Genomic DNA, 22,070 nt, shown 5'->3' on the forward strand with positions numbered 1-22,070 from the left:
AAGGGAGGCCCTCAATGCGCCCACTTCTTCGTTAAATTCCACGGAAATAGAACGACTATTCCTCGCGAAATTTGCCTCGAATTGAACGCATTGATGACCTCTGAATTCAAGCATCTTCAGGTTGTTTGGGTATATACAGCGTATCACTTGATCAACACAGCAAGCGCCAAACCAATAAAGACCAGCATTCCGACGTAGTTATTATTCAGGAAGGCTTTGAAGCAAAGCTCTCTCTCACGACCACGCGCCAACCACTGCTGATAAACAAACAGCGCCGAAGCGGCCAGCAGGAACCAGTAGTAAACTTGTGAAAGCTCACTGAGGTAGCCCACCAGCACCAACAACAGGACCGTAATCAGTTGCAGGATACCAACGGCAATCTTGTCGAAGCGGCCAAAGAGAATGGCGGAGGATTTGATGCCGACTTTCAGATCATCATCGCGATCAACCATGGCATACAGGGTGTCATAGGCCACGGTCCATAACACATTGGCCAGAAACAGCATCCACGCCACTGGCGGCAATTCGCCGGATTGCGCCGCATAGGCCATCGGGATCGCCCAGCTAAATGCCATTCCAAGCACCAACTGCGGCATATGGGTAAAGCGTTTCATGAAGGGATAGACAGACGCTAACAGTGCAGCGACCACAGATAATTTGATGGTCAGCGGGTCAAGCGTGAGTACGAGCAAGAATGCGCCCAAAATCAGCAAGCCAAACAGGGCTAATGCCTCTTTGGCGGTCACCAGTCCTGAAGGTAGCGGGCGGGCTTTAGTGCGTTTCACATGGCCATCAAAGTTACGATCAGCAAAGTCATTAATCACACAGCCTGCTGCTCGCATCATAATAACGCCAAGCACGAAGACGACTAGTACGTGCAGATTCGGCACCCCGTCTGCAGCCAGAAACAATGCCCACAGTGTTGGCCACAGCAGTAACAAACTACCGATTGGCCTGTCCATGCGCGTTAATTGCCAATACGCTCTCGCCTTGGCCGCATCCATTTAGCCTTCCTCCTGATACACCGGCGCATCCGGCAAAAAAAGCTCGGAGACCAGCATTGGCTTTTCATTGACCCACAAGCGCGAACGGCGCGCCAGCAGGGTTTGTCCTTCTACCACAACAGTCGTGACTTCAATGGCATCACGACGGGCATTGGCCTGATTAAACACGCGCTGCCCCAAAGGCACCGCGCCAAGATCTGCAATATCTTGCTCTTTTTCTGTCAGGGTCGATTTAGGCACCAAAGTACGTGCACACAGCCATGCATCCCCATCACCAGACAGGACCACTTCACGCACCAAACAAGACTCTTCACCTAACAGGCCGAGCTCGTTCTCAGTCAGGGCAGATTGTTCTATTTCATGTAAGCCCAACACCTCAACGGCCAGCGTGCGACAGTGCGCTTTCAACCTTTCTGTCATCGAGTGGCGTTCCAGTAACCACGCCCCTTCGCGGGTAGTTTCAAGTGTTTGCCAGTCTGGCTCCTCCCACTTTGCATTCATGAGAGCTTGTAAGTGTAATTCCTTGAATTCTGACATGTTATCCTGAGCCAAAGAGCAAAAAAACCACAAAACTTTCGCCGAATCGGCCAATAGTGTTTAGTATTAATATACCTAAACCACTTAGAGATTCGGGCTTTAAGTGGTTTAGGTATATTGCGCTATTGTACAAGCTGTGCCCCTATTCGCGCAGCTAAACTACCATAAGAGATTGATGAAATCCGGGGTTTGGCAAAAACCATGAAAAAAAATATCACTGCTGTTTTCGCCTTAATCGTGTCTCTGCTGTTTTCCCTTCCAACCTTGGCTGAGGAAGAGAATGCCGCGCAGTTCAGCTATTTTACGCTTGAGCCAGAGATCACCACTAACTTTATTACGGAAGGCCGCAAACTTGGGTTTATTAATGTCCGAGTTGACCTAATGGTGGATGACCCTTCACTGATACAGATGCTGGAATATCACCAGCCGCTGATCCGCGACACCATCATTGAAGTGTTGAGCCAGGAAAATGAAGTGCGTGTGAAATCCCTCTCCGGCCGCGAGTCGATTCGCAAAGCGTGTCTGGACAAGGTAAACGAAATGCTATTGGCGGAAACCAATCAGAAAGTCATTTCTGACCTGCTGTTTACAAAATACTTGTACCAGTAAGCGTTAAGAACTGAAAAGGCGGCCAGAGGGCCGCCTTTTGTTTTTTGCTTTCCGGACTCAGGCCGTCGCGGCCTCATCCATTGCTGATGCGCCTCTGGAAATGTAGTCAGCAACCTGTTGTTGCTGTTCCTTAGAAAGGTACAAACCCAGTTTGGTGCGACGCCACAGCAAATCTTCAGCATCCTGCACATATTCAGATGCCATCAGATACTCCACTTCGCGCTGTGACAGACCTTCACCGAAGTCGATACCCAAATCAGCAGCCGTCTTCGCACCATTGAGCCACACCCAGACGCGACTGCCATAAGTGATGGCCAAACGGTTAGCCGTGAAATCATCCATCCACGGACACTCTTGTTTCAAGCGCTGCTGTACATCGTCGAAGCTTGAAATATCCTCACCGCCCGGCAATACCTGATCTGCGGTCCAGTCTTCGCCCATCTCAGGGAAGAAAGGTTCCAGCTTATTCACCGCTGCACGAGCCAGTTTACGGTAGGTCGTCAGCTTTCCACCGAAAATGGTCAGCATAGGCGCATCACCGCCATTGTCATCTAGGTCGAGGGTGTAATCACGGGTGATGGCTTGTGGTGAGTCAGATTCATCGTCACAAAGCGGGCGCACGCCGCTGTAGGTCCACACCACATCATCCGTACTTAACTGACGTTTAAAGTGCTGGTTATAAACCTTCAGCACATAATCGACTTCTTTCTGCTCAATCGCCACTTCACGTGGGTCGCCCTTGTATTCCACATCAGTCGTACCAATGATGGAGAAGCGGTCAAGATACGGCAGCACAAACACAATACGGCCATCTTCGTTTTGCAGGATGTATGCAGCCTCTTCGTTATGGACGCGAGGCACAACTACATGGCTGCCTTTGATCAGGCGAATGCCGCGAGGCGATTTGAGCGAGGTGCTGTCGTCATAGAAAGATTTCACCCAAGGGCCGGCCGCATTCACCAACACTTTGCATCGGCGACTGAAGACTTCTTGAGTCACAGTATCGAGGATATCCACGTCCCAAACTCCACCGTTTCTCTCTGCGCGCACAACCTTACAGCGGTTACGCACTTCCGCGCCACGCTCGGCTGCGTCCATGACATTCAGGATCACCAATCGCGCGTCATCCACCCAGCAATCTGAGTATTCGAAGCCCTTTATCATTTCAGGCTTCAGGACAGAATCAGCACCAAAACGAAGTCCTTTGCTGGCGGGCAAGGTGGTGCGCTTTCCAAGATGGTCATACATAAACAGACCGATACGGATCATCCAGGCCGGGCGCAGGTGTGGGCGATGCGGTAAACGAAAACGCATCGGCCAGGCAAGGAACGGGGCTTTTTTCAAAAGCACTTCACGCTCGGCCAAGGCTTCACTGACTAAACGAAATTCATAATGTTCGAGGTAACGAAGGCCGCCGTGAATAAGTTTGGAGCTGGCTGAAGACGTCGCAGAAGCAAAGTCGGCCGCTTCATAAAGGCCAACACTCAAACCGCGACCAGCAGCATCCGCAGCAATACCTGCGCCATTAATGCCGCCACCGACAACAATCACATCCAACACGTCGTTATTTTGATTTTCTTTTGCCTGTTCCATTACACCCTCGCGCTCATACGAACATTTTAACTTTCGTTTTCGAGCATTCTAGTACAAAAAAGCGCCATCCCCAATGACAAAATGAAGAAAAATCGCGCATTACGGGCATAAAAAAACCGCCATCAGGCGGCTTCATCATCGAAAAGGAAAATCACTCGACCATTTCTATTTGAGTTTCAGTATCTTGCAACCGCGCTTGCAGCGTTTCCGGTAAAGGCGCATTGGTGAAAAGCATATCGACCTGTGCAATGTCTCCGACGTTGACCATGGCACTTCGGCCAAACTTGGTGTGGTCAACGGCCAACATGACTGAGCGGCTATTCTCCATAATGGCCTGCTTTACACGCACTTCGTGATAATCAAAATCTAAAAGGCTACCGTCGAGGTCGATACCACTGATCCCCAGAATGCCGAAATCCAGACGGAACTGGGAAATGAAGTCCAGCGTCGCCTCACCCATAATGCCACCATCACGGTTGCGCACTTCTCCGCCCGCCATGATGATGCGAAAGTCTTCTTTGGCCATCAGAATACTGGCTGCATTGAGGTTATTGGTCACAATGCGCAGATCTTCGTGGTTCAGCAGCGCACGCGCGACCGCTTCCGGCGTGGTACCGATGTCGATAAAAAGAGTCGCACCATCTGGAATATGCGCCACAAGCGCCTGTGCCAACTTATTCTTGGCTTCGTGCTGCATTGCCTTACGGGCGTCATAAGCCGTGTTCACAGAGCTGGAAGGGATGGTTGCGCCACCATGCTGGCGACGGATTTTGTTCTCGGCCGCAAGCTCGTTCAGATCGCGGCGGATGGTTTGGGGGCTGACATCAAAGTGAGCCACCAGATCGTCAGTGCTGACGTATCCTTTGCTTCGAACAAGATCGAGTATTTCCTGGTGGCGTAATGTCTGTTTCACGGCATCCCCTGCGAAAAAGTAAAAACCACCCACAGTTTACGTGGCTGCACTGGGATTGCCAATCAGGCCAGTTCAAGGATGAGCAGAGCTCACATTACCTCGCTCTTCGCAGTTTGGCGTCTATGAACCCAAGCGCACAGCCTGACACTAAACCGAAAAGGTGCGCCATATTGGCAATGGCCATACCAAAGGGTTCGAAAAAGCCCACGGCAAGCCAAAGCAGCATAAAGCCAACATAGGCAGGTTCAATGGAAAGCCCACGTTCTGGGGCTAATGTGCCCATCAACCACAAGTATCCCAAAAGTGCATAAACTACACCGGACATTCCACCGAAAGCCGGGCCTTCAAAGGCGTACTGACCAAGGCCGGAGAAAAGTGCTGTCAGCAGAAAAAGCTGCATGAGCTTGGCGCTGCCACTGTGTTTTTCGATTTTGCCGCCAAGCACCCACCACCACAGCAGGTTGAAAACGATGTGAGTCGCAGAGAAATGAAGCAAAGCGTGGGAGAACAATCGCCAAAGTTGCCACTGCTGATCGTCCGTCGCCGGGAAGTGAAGCAGAGAGAAAACATCATTGCCGAAACCTAACGTCAGTCCGGCATACACCACAATACACACCACCATGATAGAGAGCGTGAAAGGCCCCGCATTTTGTTTGAGTGAAGTAAGCAGCCCCTGGCGTGGATAGAAAAACTTGGCGGTGCGGCTTTCAGCCATGTTCCACGACGCTGCCTGATATTTCTCATCGCCCGGGTTTTGAAGGAAAGCGGCGAGTTCGGCTTCAGCTTCAATCTGGTACTGGCTATCTGCCAGCCATAAGGCAAACTGCCCTTCCCCTTCTGGCATCATCTGAATCGCGATGTTCCTTGATGCCATGTAATCGATAAAAGCCTGCGCGGCTCGGGGGTTAGAAAGTGCAGTCAGCCTTATCATAGTACCTCTTTGTTGTTTTCGATCAGATGCCCGATTCCACCGGCAGGGATTGTCGGTGCCAGGCTTCGAATCCACCATCTACACTGTACACCTGCTCAAAGCCTTGGTTAATCAAATATTGTGCTGCGCCCTGACTGCTCACGCCGTGGTAACACATCACCAACACAGGCTGTTCGAAGTCCACTTCATTCATGAACTGCACAATGGAGTCATTGGTAAGGTGAAATGCGCCCTGTGGATGAGATAATTGAAATGACTGAGGATCCCGGATATCCACCATCACAGCGTGATGATCATCACCTTTCAGCATTGCCAAAGCGTCCGTTACAGAGATATGCGCAAATTGTTCCATGGGTTATTCCACTCCCGTCTGACCTGATCAATATACCTCTCCCAGCCACTTATGGCTCCAAGAGACGTAAAACAGCATTGTACATGACTTTTTTCTTCACCATGCCATGGAGAATACAAGGACTTTGTATGCTTTTTCACCACCTGTGGAAAACACTGTGGATTGCGTTGATAAAGTATGATCTGAAAGCCGGATCCACTATATGTTGTGTTGATCGTAATAAAACTGTGGAAAACATTTTTATCGGGGCGATTTTGGAAGAATTTTAGGTACAAAAAAACCGACAATCTGTCGGTTTTCTTCAACGTATTCAGTAGGCAATCACAAAGCGTCGCCAACGGCTTCTTTCAGTTTACGCATCGCGTTCTTTTCAAGTTGACGGATACGCTCTGCAGACACCTGATAGTGATCAGCCAGTTCCTGCAACGTGGCTTTGTTGTCATCGTCCAGCCAGCGTGAACGGATAATGTGCTGGCTACGCTCGTCGAGTCCGGACATGGCTTGTGCCAGGCGACGATTCGCGTGGTCTTCCCAGTTCTGTGATTCCAGGTTGGTCGCGACATCCGAGCTTTTATCTTCCAGATAGAAGACAGGAGCAACTGCACCACCTTCACGCTCATCATCATCTGCGCCAGCGTCAAACCCAGCATCCTGCGCCGCAAGACGGGATTCCATCTCACGCACTTCTGCCGCATCAACGCCCAACTGGTCTGCGACCATATTCACTTCTTCGGCGTTGAACCAGCCCAGACGCTTCTTAGACTTACGCAGGTTGAAGAACAACTTACGTTGCGCCTTGGTGGTTGCGACTTTCACGATACGCCAGTTACGCAGTACGTACTCGTGAATTTCTGCTTTGATCCAGTGAACAGCGAAAGAAACCAGACGCACACCCACTTCCGGGTTAAAGCGCTTCACGGCCTTCATCAGACCAATGTTACCTTCCTGCACCAAATCAGACACTGGTAATCCATAACCGGAATAACCACGGGCGATATGAACAACAAAGCGCAGGTGAGATAGGATTAGGCCTTTTGCCGCATCCAGATCTTCCTCGTAGTGAAGACGTTCTGCCAGCTCACGCTCCTCGTCCGCAGACAGCATTGGGTAGCCGTTTACCTGCTGCAGATAGCTATCAAGGCTATCTTGGGAGATGGGGGCCAGTGCATACATCTCTGTTGTCATTTTCACCTCTTTTCGACTTTATCGAACTATTCTTCGCTTTCGAAGCGAACCAGATACTCTACTCGAGTTCAAAAAAACTGCAAGTAGGTACCATTTTGTGACCTGCTTTTATCGGATAGGTTCAAACATCAAACAGGTTCAATATCCCGCATATGTTTTGCTGCGGCGAGTCTGGCAGCCAGAAGGCCAATCAGTCCTGACACCATCAGCAAAATCAGCCCTTCTTCAAGGCTTAGCGCCGATAGCCTGAAACCGCTGCTATATAATGTAGCCAATTTTGCTACGGCTGCATCTAAAAGTAGGCTATTTACCATAGTAACCAACCAAGCCACGATGGCCCCAGACAACGCCAGCCAAACGCCAGTGTATAAATAAGGGCGTAGGATGTAGCTGTCGGTCGCACCCACCAGCTTCATGACCTGAATCTCTTCTTTCTGGCTTTGTACCTGCAGGCGCAGGGTGTTGCCGATGATCAGGAACACTGCCATTAGCAATAGACCGGAGAACACCCAGGTTAATGTCAGAACCAGTGATTCAATAGCAGACAGGCGTTGAAGCCAATCGCTGTCGAGACGCACTTCCTCCACTTCCGATGTGGCTCGCAATTTCGCGGCAAGGGCAGTCACGGCCGCCGCATCATCACTCGCAGGCGTCAACACCACGACTGCGGGCAGCGGATTATCTTCCAAAAGGCTTACGGCTTCTTCAAACCCTTGGATCTGTCGAAGCTCGGTTAATCCCTGCTCCGGAGAGATATATTCAGCAGTCGCCACTTCAGACCAAGCAGCAAGCTCTTCGCCGAAGGCTTCCGCGCGGCTTTCCGACACCGGGTTCAGATAGACCGTTAATTGGTTGGGAGCCTGCCACTCTTGCGTCACTGCAACGACGTTTTTCGCCAACATAAACAGCGTGGCTGGCAGTGCCAGTGAAAACGCAAGCGCCAGAATGGTCAGCAAGTTACCTAAAGGTTTCGCCATTAAATCGCGAAACGCCTGACCGCCCTGCTGTTTGTGCACAGAAATGAAGTTAGCCACGTGTCACCTCCGACAGATGACCCTGATTCAATTCAAAACGACGCATGTCATAGCGGTTGAGTAGCGACGTATCGTGGGTGGCCATCAGTATGGTCACGCCGACTTGGTTAAACTGGCGGAACAGTTCCATGATTTGCTGTGACAAATCTGCATCCAGATTACCCGTTGGCTCATCAGCCACCAGCACCATCGGACGGTTGACCACCGCACGGGCAATGCCCACGCGTTGCTGTTCACCACCGGAAAGCTGAATCGGCAAGCAGGCTGCCTTATCCAGCAAACCTACTTTATCCAGTGCCGCTGAGACACGTTTCTTGATGTCGTTTTCACTCGCCTGTTCGATGCGTAGCGGCAATGCCACGTTGTCGAACACACTTCTGTCCATCAGAAGTTTGTGATCCTGGAAAATCACACCGATATGGCGGCGCAGAAAAGGAATATCTTTTCGCGCAATACGTGAGATGTCGTGGTCATTAAACAGAACTTGTCCGTCACTTGGCCGTTCAATCGCACACAGCAATTTCAGCAGGGTACTTTTCCCCGCACCCGAGTGACCGGTCAAAAATGCCATGTCACCCTTGGGTAAGTGAAAACTCACTTTTTGCAGTGCCTGCTGCCCACCGCGGTAGGCCTTACTTACCTGCTGAAACTGGATCACGCCTATCAGTCCTCCTGACTAAACAGAGCTTCGATAAAGTCTTCCGCCACAAACGGACGTAAATCGTCAATGCCTTCACCTACACCGATAAAACGGATTGGGATGTTGAATTGGTCAGCCACCGCGAAAATCACACCACCTTTCGCCGTCCCATCCAACTTGGTCAGGGTGATCCCGGAAAGCGGTGCGATGTCGTTAAACAGACGCGCCTGACTGATCGCGTTTTGGCCTGTGCCTGCATCGATGGTCAGCATGATTTCATGCGGCGCATTCTCGTCGAGCTTTTTCATCACGCGGACGATTTTCTTCAGCTCTTCCATCAGGTTAGCTTTGTTTTGCAGACGACCCGCAGTATCGGCGATGACCACATCCACATTACGTGCTTTTGCAGCTTCAATCGCGTCATAGATCACTGATGCACTATCCGCGCCTGTGTGCTGTGCAATCACGGGAACGCTATTGCGATCGCCCCATACTTGCAGCTGTTCGACTGCGGCTGCGCGGAAAGTGTCACCTGCTGCCAGCATGACTGACTTACCTTGCTGCTGGAATTGCTTGGCAAGCTTACCGATGGTGGTGGTTTTACCCACACCATTCACGCCAACCATCAAGATGACGAATGGGCCATCTTTTTTCTCAACGTCCAGTGGCTTTTCCACCTTGCTCAGGATGTCTGCCATTTCTTGCTTGAGGATGCCGTAAAGCGCTTCACCATCTTTTAACTCTTTGCGAGACGCTTTGTCAGTGAGGCTGTCGATGATCTTGGTAGTGGTGTCCATACCCACATCAGCAATCAGCAGCTGTTCTTCGAGCTCTTCAAACAGCTCATCATCAATTTTCTTACCGCTGAACAGGCCAAAGAAACCTGCGCCCAGATTGACTTTGGTTTTCTGAAGACCACGTTTCAGGCGCGCAAAGAAGCCTTCTTTTTTCGGTTTTTCCTGCTCAGCCTGAGCCGCTTGCTCCGCTGCAAGACGCGCCTCTTCCTCGGCTTTTGCTTGCGCTTCAGCTTCTGCCGCTAAGCGAGCCTGTTCTTCCGCCTGCGCTTTTGCTTCAGCTTCTGCCGCTAAACGGGCTTCTTCTTCCGCCTGTGCTTTCGCCTCAGCTTCTGCCGCTAAACGGGCTTGTTCTTCCGCCTGCGCTTGCGCTTCAGCTTCTGCAGCTACACGGGCTGCTTCTTCCGCCTGCGCTTTCGCTTCGGCTTCTGCCGCCAAACGGGCTTGTTCTTCGACCTCTGCTTTGGCTTCAGCTTCTGCCGCCAAACGGGCTTGCTCTTCCGCCTCTGCTTTTGCTTCAGCTTCTGCCGCTAAACGGGCTTGCTCTTCCGCCTGCGCTTTCGCTTCAGCTTCTGCGGCTAAACGAGATTGTTCTTCCGCCTGCGCTTTCGCTTCAGCTTCTGCCGCTAAGCGAGCTTGTTCTTCCGCCTGTGCTTTCGCTTCAGCTTCTGCAGCTAAACGGGCTGCTTCTTCTGCCTGTGCTTTCGCCTCAGCTTCTGCCGCTAATCGAGCTTCTTCTTCCGCCTGTGCTTTCGCCTCAGCTTCTGCTGCTAAACGGGCTTGTTCTTCCGCCTGTGCTTTCGCTTCAGCATCTGCCGCTAAACGGGCTTGTTCTTCCGCCTGCGCTTTCGCTTCAGCTTCTGCCGCTAAACGGGCTTCTTCTTCCGCCTGCGCTTTCGCTTCAGCTTCTGCGGCTAAACGAGCTTGTTCTTCAGCCTGCGCTTTCGCTTCAGCTTCTGCCGCTAAACGGGCTTCTTCTTCCGCTTGCGCCTTCGCTTCTGCATCCGCCGCTAAGCGCGCTTCTTCTGCGGCTTTTTGCTGAGCATCTTGTTCGTCATTTTTTCGGCCGAAACCCAGCCAGGACATAAATCCGCGTTTCTTTTTTTCTGCCATTGGCAAATCCTAAAGCTTGATTGGTACAATCGGCGCGATAACAGCGAGCTGATCTAAAACTGTGAACACTGCGCCTAAGTCAATGCAGTGTGGTAACGGCGGTTAAATGCATACCTTTTCTCGACGCAGCAACCCCGGCGAAAGTGGCCAAAGCCCTTACGTCGCTAACTGAATAAGATTGGGGAAAATGCAGAGCCATTACCGAACGCGTATAGTCTAACACCTTCTTAGCGGTCAAAAAATCTATGGTACGACGTAACCCTAAAAACACTGCGAACCGAAACACCGGTCGTGGTAATGCTTCAGCAGCAAATGCAGGAGGCGGATCAGGATTTGTCCGCATCATCGCCGGCAAATGGCGTGGTCGCAAATTGCCGGTAAAAAACGTGGAAGGCCTGCGCCCTACAACAGATCGCGTGAAAGAAACAGTCTTTAACTGGCTGGCAGCAGATCTGTATGAAGCGCGCTGTCTGGATGTGTTCGCCGGCAGTGGCGGTTTGGGGCTGGAAGCCTTGTCCCGTCAGGCAGAGCAAGTGACACTGCTGGAGCTGGACAAAGGCGCAGCGACCCAAATCAGTCAGAATCTCAATACGCTGAAAGCGGATAACGCGACAGTGCACAATACTGATGCATTGTCGTATCTCTCCAATAAAGGGCAGCCGTTTGATGTGGTTTTCATTGACCCGCCGTTTCGTAAAGACTTGCTGAGTGACGTTATCAGCAAACTTGAGCAGAACGGATGGTTAAGCCACAACGCGCTGATTTACATTGAGGCGGAAAAAGAACTGGGACAACCGGTTGTGCCAACTCATTGGGACATGATTAAGGAAAAACATGCCGGACAAGTCAGTTTCCGGCTGTATCAAAGAGAGGAAAAATGAAAGCACTCATCCTGTTAGCAAAAGCGGCCATCGGCTTTGTCTGGTTTGTTCTGTTCGCCAATATCGTGCATCCGTTCCCGGGTGTGGCAGCAATGGCGCTATACATCATGACCGCTTTCCTGTTCTGTATGCACGGCCTGCAAATGCTGATCTTCATCGGTGCCTTCGGCGACAAGATCAACATGACGAAATGGGAGAAGTGGTCGATCCTATTTTTCGGGATCTTTGCCCTGCTCGATATTCGCCGCAAGTATATGGTTGGCGACAACGTCAAAGAATAAGATGAAAAAGGCCTCAGTAGAGGCCTTTTTTACGTCAGTTCACCGCAGTTCAGTGATTGCAGACCCGCGCTTCATTGACTGAAATCGCGCCCATGTCTTCAAAGATTTTTTTGCGACGACGCAGAAACTCCAGCACTTCGCTGAAAGAGAGCCCTTGTTGGCTGCAGGTATGAAAACGCGCACTCGCGCCCCATTGACCATCGACCCAATGAGTCAGCGCCTGTTCGGACATTGGCTGTTGCTTAAGATGATTCAGGATCTCATGCACATGAATTGATGCAGGCATGTTGGTTCCACGCTATTAGAATTTGCGCATATAGAAACACAGCCTCAGGCGGCAATTCTTGATATAGAGCAAAGCTTAATCAGCTTTCAATCAGTACTCAGCGCTCGCTGCGTGGTGTGCTGCACTGCCAGCAAATCTCAAAGCTGCCGCCATTTTCCTCACCACAGGCGTGACAAAACCAGACTTGCTCGGCCTGTGCTTCGTAGTCATTGAGGGCTTGACGTGCTTGTTGCTCGCGCATGGCATCCACCCAAAGCGTCACTGCAATAGCATCAGAAGGGAGCTCACCTGTCGCACTGGAAAGGGGTTCTCCTTTCAACACCACCTCAATGCCTATGCTTTCCAGCATGCCTTTAAGGCTGTGCGCCTCCAGTGAATTGCTCGCACTATACACCTGAACCCAAGACATCTTTACCTCCTACGACAATATGGAGAGCGTGATCAGCCCTTGCGCGCAAAAGTAAGTGCTCATGATGAGTAGCACTGAGGTTTTGAAAGGGCCTTTGAAACGGTCAAACGCCAATACAGTGTCAGACACCATAAACAGCAATGCACCACCGAAAGCATGCGCCGCGACCTGCGTTTGGGCATTCATCCAGAATTCCCCTGCGCCCCAGGCCATTTGGGCAATCACCGCTATGTATAGCCCAACAGGAATGAGCAAAGGGCCAAGGTTAGGAAGAAGAAGCAGGAAGACGATGACGCTCGCAGCGCCAATCAAAGAAGGCAGCCACCAGACCATTGGGCCTTCAAACTGCTGCCAGAAAGCGACGCTGTAGAGAATGTGCGCCACCAGAAAACTCGATAAGCCCGGAATAAACCGGTCTTTTGGCAACATCAGGAAAATATCGCCGACCAGCGAGAAGGCAAGCCCTGCAAGGATCAGGTAGGTATAGCTGCTCGCTTCACCGCCCATCATGCCAATCAACATCATCAAGGCGATCGTCAGGGGCTTGAACAGATAAAACTGCCATTGAGGCCCTTTATACGCGGCATTGATGTGTAGTAGGCCTGAAAAGCAGACGGCAACCCAACTCAACATGATTTATTCCCTTAAATTGCGAGCCAACCAAGTCTAGAGATGCAGGATTTATTGTCCACCGCACACGTCTCAGAAAGCGAACAAGGCATCAAAAGCACTTTTATACCCGCAACAAGGGTAAGTGTTTACATATAACTTTCAGTCTCGATTAAAAGAAAAAGGCACGGAAAACCGTGCCTTAGTCAATCATGCTGCCGTTACTGCCCGACAATATGTCGCCAGTTTTCGATATAAAACCAGACCGCTCCCGCCGTCACGGCGAAGATCAGGAACAGGGCAATTCGCCAGATAGTGCGGCTGCTGCGGGGAAGTAACTCTTTCTCGCACTGCTTACATGCACTCATGAATCCGCGCATGTCATCCACTTCATAGCCATCTTCATGCACCGCTTTGTTGCGGATGGTGGCAATGAAGCGAAGCTTGGAAATCACATCATGCGGCAGACGTTCCTGACAGCTGCTCACCAATTCATGCAATCCACGACCTTCTGCGTGGTAGTGTTCTTTGAGGAGCCGTTCCAGACGCCGACTCTGTCTCACGACAATGGCAATTTCATCCATGCAGGCCTCCTTCTTCTATTTAGTCCACCTCATATCATTAGCTTACGTCATAACACTAAAACTGAGAATGCACTTTAACTTTGTTTACATTAGCGCCAATGCTGAGCAGGATAAGTGGAGTGGATCACGAAATTTCTGCTCATCAGGTTTGCGAAATGGGTCTGTGAAGTAGACTCATTGCCGACCGATAATGGCCGGATAAAGGAGAACACCGTGCCGATTTCTGTGATATTGCTCGTAGGCGCCCTCGCGGTGATCGCTGGTGTTTACTTTGTACTTACCATGCAAAAGCACATGCTGGGCCAAGGGGCGGAAGAGCGTTCTATTGATATCCGTATTCTCGACAAGCAATCTGTCGCCATTCCCGACCCGCAGCAGCATGAAGATCCGGAAGAGTATTGGATCTATGTCGAGCCGATTGAAGGCGGACCAAAACGGGAATTTCAGGTGGGTATTCACTATTACCATGCCCTACAACCCGGTGATTGCGGCACCCTGACCTATCGCGGCGCTGAATTTATCCACTTCGCGAAGCTACAGCGCCACTAAAGCCTTCGTCTTATGGCACCAACCATGACGTGAAGCGCGACTTCGACAATCCCACACTGGCCATGTAAGACAATACGAACACGGCCAGTGTCACCAAGGGGATGGTCAGCCATGTCATTCCCGGCGTGAACGCCAACTCCCTCACAGGCCAGAGAAAGACGGGATGCACCAGATAAATCCCCAGCGAATGACGGCTAACCGCCGCGACCTTTCGCTGCATAGGCTCAGATACCCGCTCCGCCCAATGTTGGCAAAGCCCGAATACCATCGCAGCAATCAATACCGTGTTCAGGGTTTTATAGGAAAACCATCCCGCACTTGTGTATCGACTTCTTGAGACGCTTTCAGAAATGGCGGTGTACTCGGTTGCCACCAGCGCCGAGATGCCGATAAACAGCAGCCACTTCAACGGCAGTTTGCTTTGGTGCAACAAATAACCCAGCAGCAAATAGCCGCCATAAAGCACCAAGTCTTCCACCAGCCCCAGCGATATACCGGCAAGCCGCACTGCGCTCAGGACGAACCAAGACCCCAACAACGCATAAAAGAGCCCCGGATCATCCCGTTGGGCAACAGGACGCAATATCGGCACTAAGAGGTAAAGCGGAATAAAGTAATAGAAAAAACCCAAGTGATAGTAAGTTTCTTCGGTTGGAAAGGAGGTTAACCGCTGTACAGTTTCCGACCAATTTACATTTTGTAACGAAATCCCAGCTAGTATCGCGTAAAAAACCGACCATGCAACAAACGGCACGAACACTTTCATGATCCGTCGACGGACAAAATATCCCGGCGAAAATGGACGGGTGTCTGAAAGCAACAATGCACCGGTAATCATGATAAAAACCGGGACAGCCCAGCGACTTGCACCATTAATGGCTATCGCAGAAACCCAGTCGCTTTGCGGGATTTCGCCCATCAGGTAGCGATAAGGCCCCAACACATGAATGGCGATCACCGCCACCGCGGCGACCACCCGCAACAGCTCAATATAAAAGACTTTTTTCTGGGTTTGGCTGCTCAAACTTGATGTTCTCTCTGCATGTTTCATTTCCACACTAACCGTCGGTGACATTTCCATCAATCCGAATATAAAACAAACAATATTAACCACCATTTATTAATTTATTGTTAATTTTTATGCCTGCAAAAGTCATTATTGATAGCACTAAGTATTGCAAAATGACATTTCTATGACCTAGGATGCTTTCCAGTTAAATGGACCGTTGTATGACATGGAGGATCTGATGCAGTCATCAGCTTCGCAACAACAATCTGGCGGGAAGCCGAACAAGTCGTTTTTTTCCCGTTTTCTCGATACCGTCGAATTCCTCGGCAACCTTCTTCCTCACCCGGTAACCCTGTTTGCCATTCTGTGTGTGATCATTTTCTTTGCATCGGGTATCGCCGGCTATTTTGGCCTTTCCGTCGCTGACCCTCGTCCGGAAGGTGCCGCAGGCCGCGCTGCCGATGGCATGATTTACGTCAACAGCCTGCTGAACGCTGAAGGCGTGCAACTTATCGTCACCAACCTGGTGAAAAACTTCACCGGCTTTGCGCCACTGGGTACCGTGCTGGTTGCCATGATGGGTGTGGCGGTTGCTGAGCACTCAGGCCTGCTGTCTGCCACCATGCGTTCTATGGTGATGGGCGCCTCTCGCCGTATGGTCACACTGACCGTGGTATTCGCAGGTATCATCTCTAACACCGCTTCTGAGCTTGGCTATGTGGTGCTGATCCCACTGGCAGCGATGATCTTCCACTCACTGGGTCGTCACCCACTGGCGGGTCTGGCTGCAGCATTTGCGGGCGTATCCGGCGGCTATTCAGCGAACCTGTTGCTGGGTACCGTTGACCCACTGCTGTCAGGCATCACTGAAACCTCGGCACAGATGATTGACCCAACTTACACGGTTGGCCCTGAAGCAAACTGGTACTTCATGTTTGCCTCCACCTTCCTGATCACCATTCTGGGTGCCTTGGTGACTGAGAAAATCGTTGAGCCGAAACTGGGCAAATACGACCAATCGATGGCAGCGGAAGATTTCGAGGCCAAAGAAGCGGGCAAAGTGACTGCGATTGAGAAGCGCGGTATGCGTAACGCAGGTATCGCTGCACTGGCAGTATCAGCCGTGCTGGCACTGACCATCGTGCCTGAGTGGGGCATCCTGCGTCACCCGGAAACCGGTGAAGTGGCAGGCTCTCCGTTCCTGAAAGGTATCGTGGCCTTCATCCTGGTGTTTTTTGCGATTCCTGGTTTTGTTTACGGTAAGACTGTCGGTACCATGAAGAACGACCGTGACGTGATTGATGCGATGGCGAAATCCATCAGCGCCATGGGTCTGTACATCGTACTGGTGTTCTTCGCGGCGCAATTTGTTGCTCTGTTCAAATGGACCAACTTTGGTCAGGTGATTGCAGTCGGTGGTGCTGACTTCCTGCAGAGCATCGGTCTGACAGGCCCAATGCTGTTCTTCGCCTTCATCATCATGTGTGGCATCATCAACCTGACTCTGGGTTCTGCGTCAGCACAATGGGCAGTTACCGCGCCAATCTTCGTCCCTATGCTGATGCTGGTTGGCTACGCGCCGGAGACTATTCAGGCGGCTTACCGTATCGGTGACTCAGTGACCAACCTTATCACCCCGATGATGAGTTACTTCGGCCTGATTCTGGCAGTCGCAGCAAGATATAAGCGTGACTTGGGTATCGGTACTTTGATTGCCACCATGCTGCCATACACACTGGTGTTCCTGGCGGGCTGGAGCGTGTTCTTCTACCTATGGGTATTCGTGGCAGGCTTCCCAGTCGGTCCAGGCGCTGAGACCTATTTCAACTTCCAACAGTAAGTATGAAACTCTCTTCCCTAAACAGCCGGTCTTGACCGGCTGTTTTTCTTTTACGTTATGCGTGACGTTTCACCCGCTGATAGAATCCTTTATTAACCTGAGTGAAAACGCCATAAACTCGGGTCTGTTTGCCATTAAGTGATATGCTAATAAGAAAACAACACCGGATTCCACATGCCAATTGAACACCCTTTTTTATTTTCCCGCGAGGATGCGCTAACCGAGACCATGGAAAAGGTGATTGCCCCGTTTTGGGCGAACCGTCAGCACGGTGAATTCGTCGGCCATGATGGCCTGCGTTTGAACTGGTGCGCCTTTACCAAGCCCGAGCACACCCGCGCGATTGTGGTGGTCAATGGGCGTATTGAAGGGGTGGCGAAATATCAGGAAATTTTTTTCGACCTCTTCAACCAAGGCTTTGATGTTTACAGCTATGACCACCGTGGTCAGGGCCACAGCCAGCGTCTGGTGACAGGTTCAGATATCGGCCATGTGGTGGAGTTCGACCATTACGTTGACGACCTTGATACCTTTATCAATGAAGTCGTCACCACCAAGACACACAGCCAGCGCATGATCCTTGCCCATTCCATGGGTGGTGCTATTTCTGTGCTTTATGCTGCGCGTAAACCCAATGCCATTGATGCGATTGCGCTCAGCGCACCCATGCTCGGCATTAACTTGTCACGCCCTTTGCAAATGGCTGCCAAGCCGCTGTGTAAAGTGCTGTCTAAGCTCCAGCACCCAGCTGGTTTCGCGCCGGGTCAGGTGCCGTATTGGGCAAAGCCTTTCAAGCACAACCTGCTGACGCAATCTGAAGCACGTTATCAGTGGTTCCGCGAACTGTATGAAAGTGACGAGACACTAAAGGTGGGCGGCCCGAGCGCGCAGTGGATTTGGCAAAGTATGGACGCCTGCGAGCGCGCCGTGAAAACCGCCACTGACATAGATATGCCAATCCTGCTGATGCAAGCCGCACGTGATGAGATTGTCTGCAATGGCGTGATGTTCCAATTCCACCGTGAGCGTCAGGCAGCAGGCCTGCCGATTCAGTTCGAAATTCTGGCCGACTCCCGCCATGAACTCTTGTTCGAGCGCGACGTGACCCGCGATAAATCACTGGCATTGGCTCTGACATTTTTCGACTCGCTCATTGAAGAAACCGAGCTAGAACAAACCGCATAAGCCTATCTAAATTTCCGGTCAGTTTTTTCCTAAAGCGGAAAAATTGGCCGGCATTTTGATCCCTTTTATTTCCCCTTTTTCTGGATACACTGGAGAGGTGTTTAAAAACATCTTCTCTCCTATTGAGGTATCCATGTACAAAATCGTTGCATCTGATCTCGACGGCACTCTACTTACTCCTGAACACACCATCGCGCCTTTTACCCGCGAAGTGCTTCAGCGCCTTCATACAAAAGGGGAGCACTTTGTGTTCGCCACTGGCCGTCACCACATCGATGTGGCACACATCCGCAAAAGCGTTGGCATTCCAGCTTGCATGATCACCTCTAACGGTGCCCGTGTGCATGATGAAAATGACAAGCTGATCTTCAGCCGTAATGTTGACCCGGCATTGGTTGCCCAACTGGTGGAAATGGTGAAAAGCGACGAAACCATCACCATCCACATTTACCGCGAAAATGACTGGCTGCTGAACCGCGTTGACGAAGACCTGGCGAAATACCACAAAGATTCCGGCTTCAGCTTCAAAGAGTTCGATGTGGAAAATCCACCGGTTGATGACGTAGCGAAAATCTTCTTTATCCGCCACGACCACGATTACCTGATGGGTTACGAGCAAAAATTCATCGAAACCTTTGGTGATAAAGTCAGCGTGGCCTTCTCAACCCCATTCTGTCTGGAAGTGATGGCAGCGGGTGTTTCTAAAGGTGAAGCACTGAAAGCGGTAGCGGAAATCAAAGGTTTCAGCCTGAACGAGTGCATCGCGTTTGGTGATGGCATGAATGACGTGGAAATGCTGAGTGCTGCGAAGAAAGGTCTCATCATGGAAACGGCGCACCCGCGCGTGAAAGCAACCTTGCCGGACAATGAAGTGATTGGCAGCAACGCCGAACAAGCGGTTGCCCGTTATCTGGAAACTCATCTACTGGGCTAACAACGCCGCTAAGTAGATAGCCAAACGGCAGCGCTCCCCCTCGCTGCCGTTTTCTTATCTAACGCTTAAACCCGCCTTCCGACATCGCGATAATTTCATCCCACTGTGCTTCGGTCACTGGCATGATGCTGAGACGGCTGCCCTTCTTTACCAGCGGTAATTCTTCCAGTGCTGGATTCGCTTTGATGCGTGCCAAAGAAACATATTTCAGGTGCTGGCGGTATTCCACATCCACCATGATCCAGCGGGTATTGTCCGGCGAGCTTTTGGGATCAAAATAGGCACTTTCCGGGTCGAACTGGAAATGATCGGGATAAGCTTCTTTCACCACTTCCGCGATACCCACCACACCCACATCCTTACAAGAAGAGTGGTAAATAAACACTTTATCGCCAAGCTTCATCCCATCACGCATCATGTTTCGTGCCTGATAATTTCGCACACCTTCCCAGCAAGAGACCTTTTGTTGTTTTAAGGTGTCTATAGAAAAGGTATCGGGCTCGGTTTTCATCAGCCAATACGCCATAATTTCCCCGTTTCAGCTTTTGGTTTTCCCAAAGTTGTACCCCGTTGGGCTTTGAATGAGAAGAGGAATCTCCGTTGATTATCCAAAAACGCCGCCTTTCCCACGTGCTGGGTCTGCTCTCCGCTGCCGCCTTGCTTTCTGCCTGCAGCCAAACACCATCAGGCCCGGTCGAACTCGGTAACTCTGACGATTTAAACCCGCAGCAGGAGATTGCCAAAGTGGCAGGAATTCAACCCCAGCGTTTTATGCTGCGTGGTGAAGTCACCCTCGGGCATGAAGTCCGTGCCATCACACCTTGTGGCAGCAACACCCAATACTGGCTGCAACTGCCGGACTTGCTCAATCAAGAAGGTCAGGCGCTGACCATGGAGCCTTACCAAAGTGTGTATGGCGAAGTGATTGGCGAATTTGTAAAACCCGCGATGGATGGCTTTGCGGCGGATTACCCGGCAACGTTCAAGGTGACACAATTGAACCTGATGTCGGCAGAAATTGATGGCTGCAACCAAACGCGAAACCGCACCGTAGCGTCCGGCAATGAGCCATTCTGGTCAGTGTCTCTAGAAGGCAATGCGCTCAATTACCAACAGCTCGGCTTTGAAGCGGAGACATTCCCGCTAACCGGCCGAGATATTTCTCCAGCTGCCCGAATCTATCAGGCCAATGGCGCGACACTCACACTTCGTCCAGAACTCTGCAGCGACACCATGAGCGATAGCATTTACGGCTGGCGTTCAACCTTCACCAAAGGCAACAAAACCCTGACGGGCTGCGCGACGCTCTCGGCGGATGACCCGACGCTCGGCTGGGTCGGCGACTATCAGGGCATGACCAACCTAGGCGGCCAGTCACTGACCACCACCTTAGTGCTCAATCCCGACCACACGGCCACAACCCGCTATGAGCAGGCAGGCGAAGATGCCGTTGTGGAAACCGGTATCTGGCAACAGGTCGGCGATAGCAAGGTTCAGGTGATGATGACCCGCCATCAGGGACAATATCTGGTCAGTGAGCGCCTTTTCACCCGCAGCGGCTTTACCCTGAAAGCCGAAAAGGAAATCATCAACGGCCGCGAATACAGCCTGGGTCCGGAGGGACTCGCGCTCTCTTTGATGGTCGGCAACCAGCAGCCTGTCATTTCCGGTGGTGTGGAAGGCTCTGCCTCCTTTAACGAGAAAGTTGATGCGGCTTTTAAGGCATATCTTGGCGAGGAAGGTGTGAAGCAGGCAGCGGGCACCCGCTATCGTTGGCTGACACAAGATCTCAATGGTGACCTGCAGGATGAGTTGATGATATTCACCGACTGGTGTGGCACAGGCGGCTGCACCCTTTTGGTGTTTAACAATGACAGCAATGTCTGGCGCTTCAACAGCCGCATCACGCTGGTTCATCTGCCGTTTCAGATGAGCCAATCCACCAGCAACGGCTGGCACGATCTCATCATGCCGGTTGGCGGAGGCGGTGCAAAAGCCTCTTCCCGCGTGCTTGAATTTAATGGCAAACGCTATCCGGGCAACCCTTCAGTGGCGCCGGAAGTGCTGTTGCCTGACAGCGCCGACCCTTACCTTTTCGCTGACGGTATTTATCCGCAGCAAGAAGGTGTAGAGCTGAAATAAATGGAAAAGGTATCCCGAATGGCAGAAAAGCCAACGCCCTGCCCATCTTGCGGCTTTCACTACAACTGCCTGTGCGAGGCCGTGCCTAAGCTCGATAGCCATGTGCGTATCGAGCTATTAATGCACGAAACAGAAACCGGGCGCGCCACCAATACCGGTCAGCTGCTGGAAAATGCGCTGCCGCATTGCAGACGCCACGTCTGGCAACGCAAAACGCCGCCACTGGAATTACTCACGCTGCTTGCCGACCCGGCTGCGCTGCCGTATCTGGTATTTCCCGGTGAAGGGGCTGTTGCGCTCGAAAAAGCAGTCAGCCGACCGACGTCCAAACCGGAAGCCAAGCCGATTCACTTCATCATTATCGATGCGACCTGGCAGCAGGCGCGGAAGATGCTGCGCCAAAGCCCATGGCTTGAAGATGTGCCTATGGTGACACTGCCTGAAGGACTCAGCACCCGCTATGCCCTGCGCCGCAATCAGCCGGAAGGTTCTCTTTGTACCTGCGAAGTCGGCATGGTGCTGCTGGACGCCATGGGAGAAACCGAGAACGCGGTAGCAGTAGGCCAATACTTCGATAAATTTATGCAAGTATTTGAAGCGGATAGACAACATCAATCGTTACAAAAGCTGTGATAGAGAAACTTGCACAGAATCTG

The 22,070-nt window shown here is 51.4% G+C and carries 25 protein-coding genes; 9 read left to right on the plus strand and 16 right to left on the minus strand.

What is annotated here, in order from left to right:
* Nucleotides 1-143 precede the first annotated feature (143 nt).
* Nucleotides 144-1,004 carry a 4-hydroxybenzoate octaprenyltransferase gene (ubiA, locus tag RN22_RS05135; protein ID WP_046303385.1) on the minus strand — a complete coding sequence of 287 codons (861 nt, stop codon included), beginning with the start codon at nucleotides 1,002-1,004 and terminating at the stop codon, nucleotides 144-146.
* Nucleotides 1,005-1,541 carry a chorismate lyase gene (locus RN22_RS05140; RefSeq protein ID WP_046303386.1) on the minus strand — a complete coding sequence of 179 codons (537 nt, stop codon included), beginning with the start codon at nucleotides 1,539-1,541 and terminating at the stop codon, nucleotides 1,005-1,007.
* Between the two features lie 201 nt (nucleotides 1,542-1,742).
* Between RN22_RS05140 and RN22_RS05145 the strand changes: the two genes are divergently transcribed.
* Nucleotides 1,743-2,150: a flagellar basal body-associated protein FliL gene (locus RN22_RS05145; protein WP_046303387.1), complete on the plus strand. Its 408-nt coding sequence runs from the start codon at nucleotides 1,743-1,745 to the stop codon at nucleotides 2,148-2,150.
* A gap of 57 nt (nucleotides 2,151-2,207) precedes the next feature.
* Here RN22_RS05145 and glpD read toward each other — a convergent pair whose 3' ends face one another.
* The 8 genes from glpD to ftsY form a co-directional block, all read right to left on the minus strand.
* Nucleotides 2,208-3,743 (minus strand): glycerol-3-phosphate dehydrogenase, encoded by a 1,536-nt coding sequence (glpD, locus tag RN22_RS05150; RefSeq protein WP_046303388.1) that lies wholly within the window; start codon nucleotides 3,741-3,743, stop codon nucleotides 2,208-2,210.
* A gap of 151 nt (nucleotides 3,744-3,894) precedes the next feature.
* Entirely contained in the window at nucleotides 3,895-4,656 is a 762-nt protein-coding gene (locus RN22_RS05155; protein WP_046303423.1) for a DeoR/GlpR family transcriptional regulator, read from the minus strand.
* A 94-nt stretch (nucleotides 4,657-4,750) separates the two neighbouring features.
* Nucleotides 4,751-5,587: a rhomboid family intramembrane serine protease GlpG gene (gene glpG / locus RN22_RS05160; RefSeq protein WP_046303389.1), complete on the minus strand. Its 837-nt coding sequence runs from the start codon at nucleotides 5,585-5,587 to the stop codon at nucleotides 4,751-4,753.
* Between the two features lie 22 nt (nucleotides 5,588-5,609).
* Nucleotides 5,610-5,939, minus strand: a complete 330-nt coding sequence (gene glpE, locus RN22_RS05165) for a thiosulfate sulfurtransferase GlpE (protein ID WP_046303390.1) — start codon at nucleotides 5,937-5,939, stop codon at nucleotides 5,610-5,612.
* A gap of 321 nt (nucleotides 5,940-6,260) precedes the next feature.
* Nucleotides 6,261-7,124, minus strand: a complete 864-nt coding sequence (gene rpoH / locus RN22_RS05170; protein WP_002535417.1) for an RNA polymerase sigma factor RpoH — start codon at nucleotides 7,122-7,124, stop codon at nucleotides 6,261-6,263.
* 128 nt (nucleotides 7,125-7,252) lie between these two features.
* On the minus strand, nucleotides 7,253-8,158 hold the full coding sequence (gene ftsX, locus RN22_RS05175) for a permease-like cell division protein FtsX (RefSeq protein WP_046303391.1): 906 nt from the start codon (nucleotides 8,156-8,158) through the stop codon (nucleotides 7,253-7,255).
* Nucleotides 8,151-8,816: a cell division ATP-binding protein FtsE gene (gene ftsE / locus RN22_RS05180; RefSeq protein WP_046303392.1), complete on the minus strand. Its 666-nt coding sequence runs from the start codon at nucleotides 8,814-8,816 to the stop codon at nucleotides 8,151-8,153. Before ftsE ends, ftsX begins: the two co-directional genes overlap by 8 nt.
* Before the next feature lie 5 nt (nucleotides 8,817-8,821).
* Nucleotides 8,822-10,705, minus strand: a complete 1,884-nt coding sequence (gene ftsY / locus RN22_RS05185; protein WP_046303393.1) for a signal recognition particle-docking protein FtsY — start codon at nucleotides 10,703-10,705, stop codon at nucleotides 8,822-8,824.
* A 245-nt stretch (nucleotides 10,706-10,950) separates the two neighbouring features.
* Between ftsY and rsmD the strand changes: the two genes are divergently transcribed.
* Complete coding sequence (rsmD, locus tag RN22_RS05190) at nucleotides 10,951-11,586, plus strand: 16S rRNA (guanine(966)-N(2))-methyltransferase RsmD (RefSeq protein ID WP_046303394.1); 636 nt, start codon at nucleotides 10,951-10,953, stop codon at nucleotides 11,584-11,586.
* On the plus strand, nucleotides 11,583-11,867 hold the full coding sequence (locus tag RN22_RS05195; protein WP_002535427.1) for a DUF1145 domain-containing protein: 285 nt from the start codon (nucleotides 11,583-11,585) through the stop codon (nucleotides 11,865-11,867). Before rsmD ends, RN22_RS05195 begins: the two co-directional genes overlap by 4 nt.
* A gap of 49 nt (nucleotides 11,868-11,916) precedes the next feature.
* On the opposite strand, the gene RN22_RS05200 is transcribed toward RN22_RS05195, so the two are convergent.
* From RN22_RS05200 to RN22_RS05215, 4 genes are all read right to left on the minus strand, one after another.
* Entirely contained in the window at nucleotides 11,917-12,153 is a 237-nt protein-coding gene (locus RN22_RS05200) for a YecH family metal-binding protein (RefSeq protein ID WP_046303395.1), read from the minus strand.
* 97 nt (nucleotides 12,154-12,250) lie between these two features.
* Nucleotides 12,251-12,562 carry a DUF2007 domain-containing protein gene (locus RN22_RS05205; protein ID WP_046303396.1) on the minus strand — a complete coding sequence of 104 codons (312 nt, stop codon included), beginning with the start codon at nucleotides 12,560-12,562 and terminating at the stop codon, nucleotides 12,251-12,253.
* A 9-nt stretch (nucleotides 12,563-12,571) separates the two neighbouring features.
* Nucleotides 12,572-13,195 carry a lysoplasmalogenase gene (locus tag RN22_RS05210; RefSeq protein ID WP_046303397.1) on the minus strand — a complete coding sequence of 208 codons (624 nt, stop codon included), beginning with the start codon at nucleotides 13,193-13,195 and terminating at the stop codon, nucleotides 12,572-12,574.
* A 197-nt stretch (nucleotides 13,196-13,392) separates the two neighbouring features.
* Nucleotides 13,393-13,755: a hypothetical protein gene (locus RN22_RS05215; RefSeq protein ID WP_002535430.1), complete on the minus strand. Its 363-nt coding sequence runs from the start codon at nucleotides 13,753-13,755 to the stop codon at nucleotides 13,393-13,395.
* A 213-nt stretch (nucleotides 13,756-13,968) separates the two neighbouring features.
* Between RN22_RS05215 and RN22_RS05220 the strand changes: the two genes are divergently transcribed.
* The gene (locus RN22_RS05220; protein WP_046303398.1) at nucleotides 13,969-14,304 is read left to right on the plus strand and encodes a DUF2500 domain-containing protein; all 336 of its coding nucleotides are present in this window, start codon (nucleotides 13,969-13,971) and stop codon (nucleotides 14,302-14,304) included.
* 10 nt (nucleotides 14,305-14,314) lie between these two features.
* On the opposite strand, the gene RN22_RS05225 is transcribed toward RN22_RS05220, so the two are convergent.
* Nucleotides 14,315-15,355 carry an acyltransferase gene (locus RN22_RS05225; protein WP_046303399.1) on the minus strand — a complete coding sequence of 347 codons (1,041 nt, stop codon included), beginning with the start codon at nucleotides 15,353-15,355 and terminating at the stop codon, nucleotides 14,315-14,317.
* Nucleotides 15,356-15,551: 196 nt separating this feature from the next.
* Here RN22_RS05225 and RN22_RS05230 point away from each other — a divergent pair, with 196 nt between their 5' ends.
* The 3 genes from RN22_RS05230 to RN22_RS05240 all read left to right on the plus strand — a co-directional run bounded on the left by RN22_RS05230 (nucleotide 15,552) and on the right by RN22_RS05240 (nucleotide 19,272).
* The gene (locus tag RN22_RS05230) at nucleotides 15,552-17,153 is read left to right on the plus strand and encodes an AbgT family transporter (protein ID WP_046303400.1); all 1,602 of its coding nucleotides are present in this window, start codon (nucleotides 15,552-15,554) and stop codon (nucleotides 17,151-17,153) included.
* Between the two features lie 174 nt (nucleotides 17,154-17,327).
* Complete coding sequence (locus tag RN22_RS05235; protein ID WP_046303401.1) at nucleotides 17,328-18,338, plus strand: alpha/beta fold hydrolase; 1,011 nt, start codon at nucleotides 17,328-17,330, stop codon at nucleotides 18,336-18,338.
* 133 nt (nucleotides 18,339-18,471) lie between these two features.
* Complete coding sequence (locus RN22_RS05240) at nucleotides 18,472-19,272, plus strand: Cof-type HAD-IIB family hydrolase (RefSeq protein WP_046303402.1); 801 nt, start codon at nucleotides 18,472-18,474, stop codon at nucleotides 19,270-19,272.
* A 58-nt stretch (nucleotides 19,273-19,330) separates the two neighbouring features.
* Here RN22_RS05240 and RN22_RS05245 read toward each other — a convergent pair whose 3' ends face one another.
* Nucleotides 19,331-19,798, minus strand: a complete 468-nt coding sequence (locus tag RN22_RS05245; RefSeq protein ID WP_046303403.1) for an EVE domain-containing protein — start codon at nucleotides 19,796-19,798, stop codon at nucleotides 19,331-19,333.
* Between the two features lie 74 nt (nucleotides 19,799-19,872).
* On the opposite strand from RN22_RS05245, the gene RN22_RS05250 reads away from it, so the two are divergent.
* The gene (locus RN22_RS05250; RefSeq protein WP_046303404.1) at nucleotides 19,873-21,414 is read left to right on the plus strand and encodes a COG3650 family protein; all 1,542 of its coding nucleotides are present in this window, start codon (nucleotides 19,873-19,875) and stop codon (nucleotides 21,412-21,414) included.
* Entirely contained in the window at nucleotides 21,415-22,047 is a 633-nt protein-coding gene (locus RN22_RS05255; RefSeq protein ID WP_231590852.1) for a tRNA-uridine aminocarboxypropyltransferase, read from the plus strand.
* Nucleotides 22,048-22,070: the final 23 nt, after the last annotated feature.

The organism is Grimontia sp. AD028 (assembly GCF_000973155.1).
In the GTDB taxonomy this organism is placed as follows: domain Bacteria; phylum Pseudomonadota; class Gammaproteobacteria; order Enterobacterales; family Vibrionaceae; genus Enterovibrio; species Enterovibrio indicus.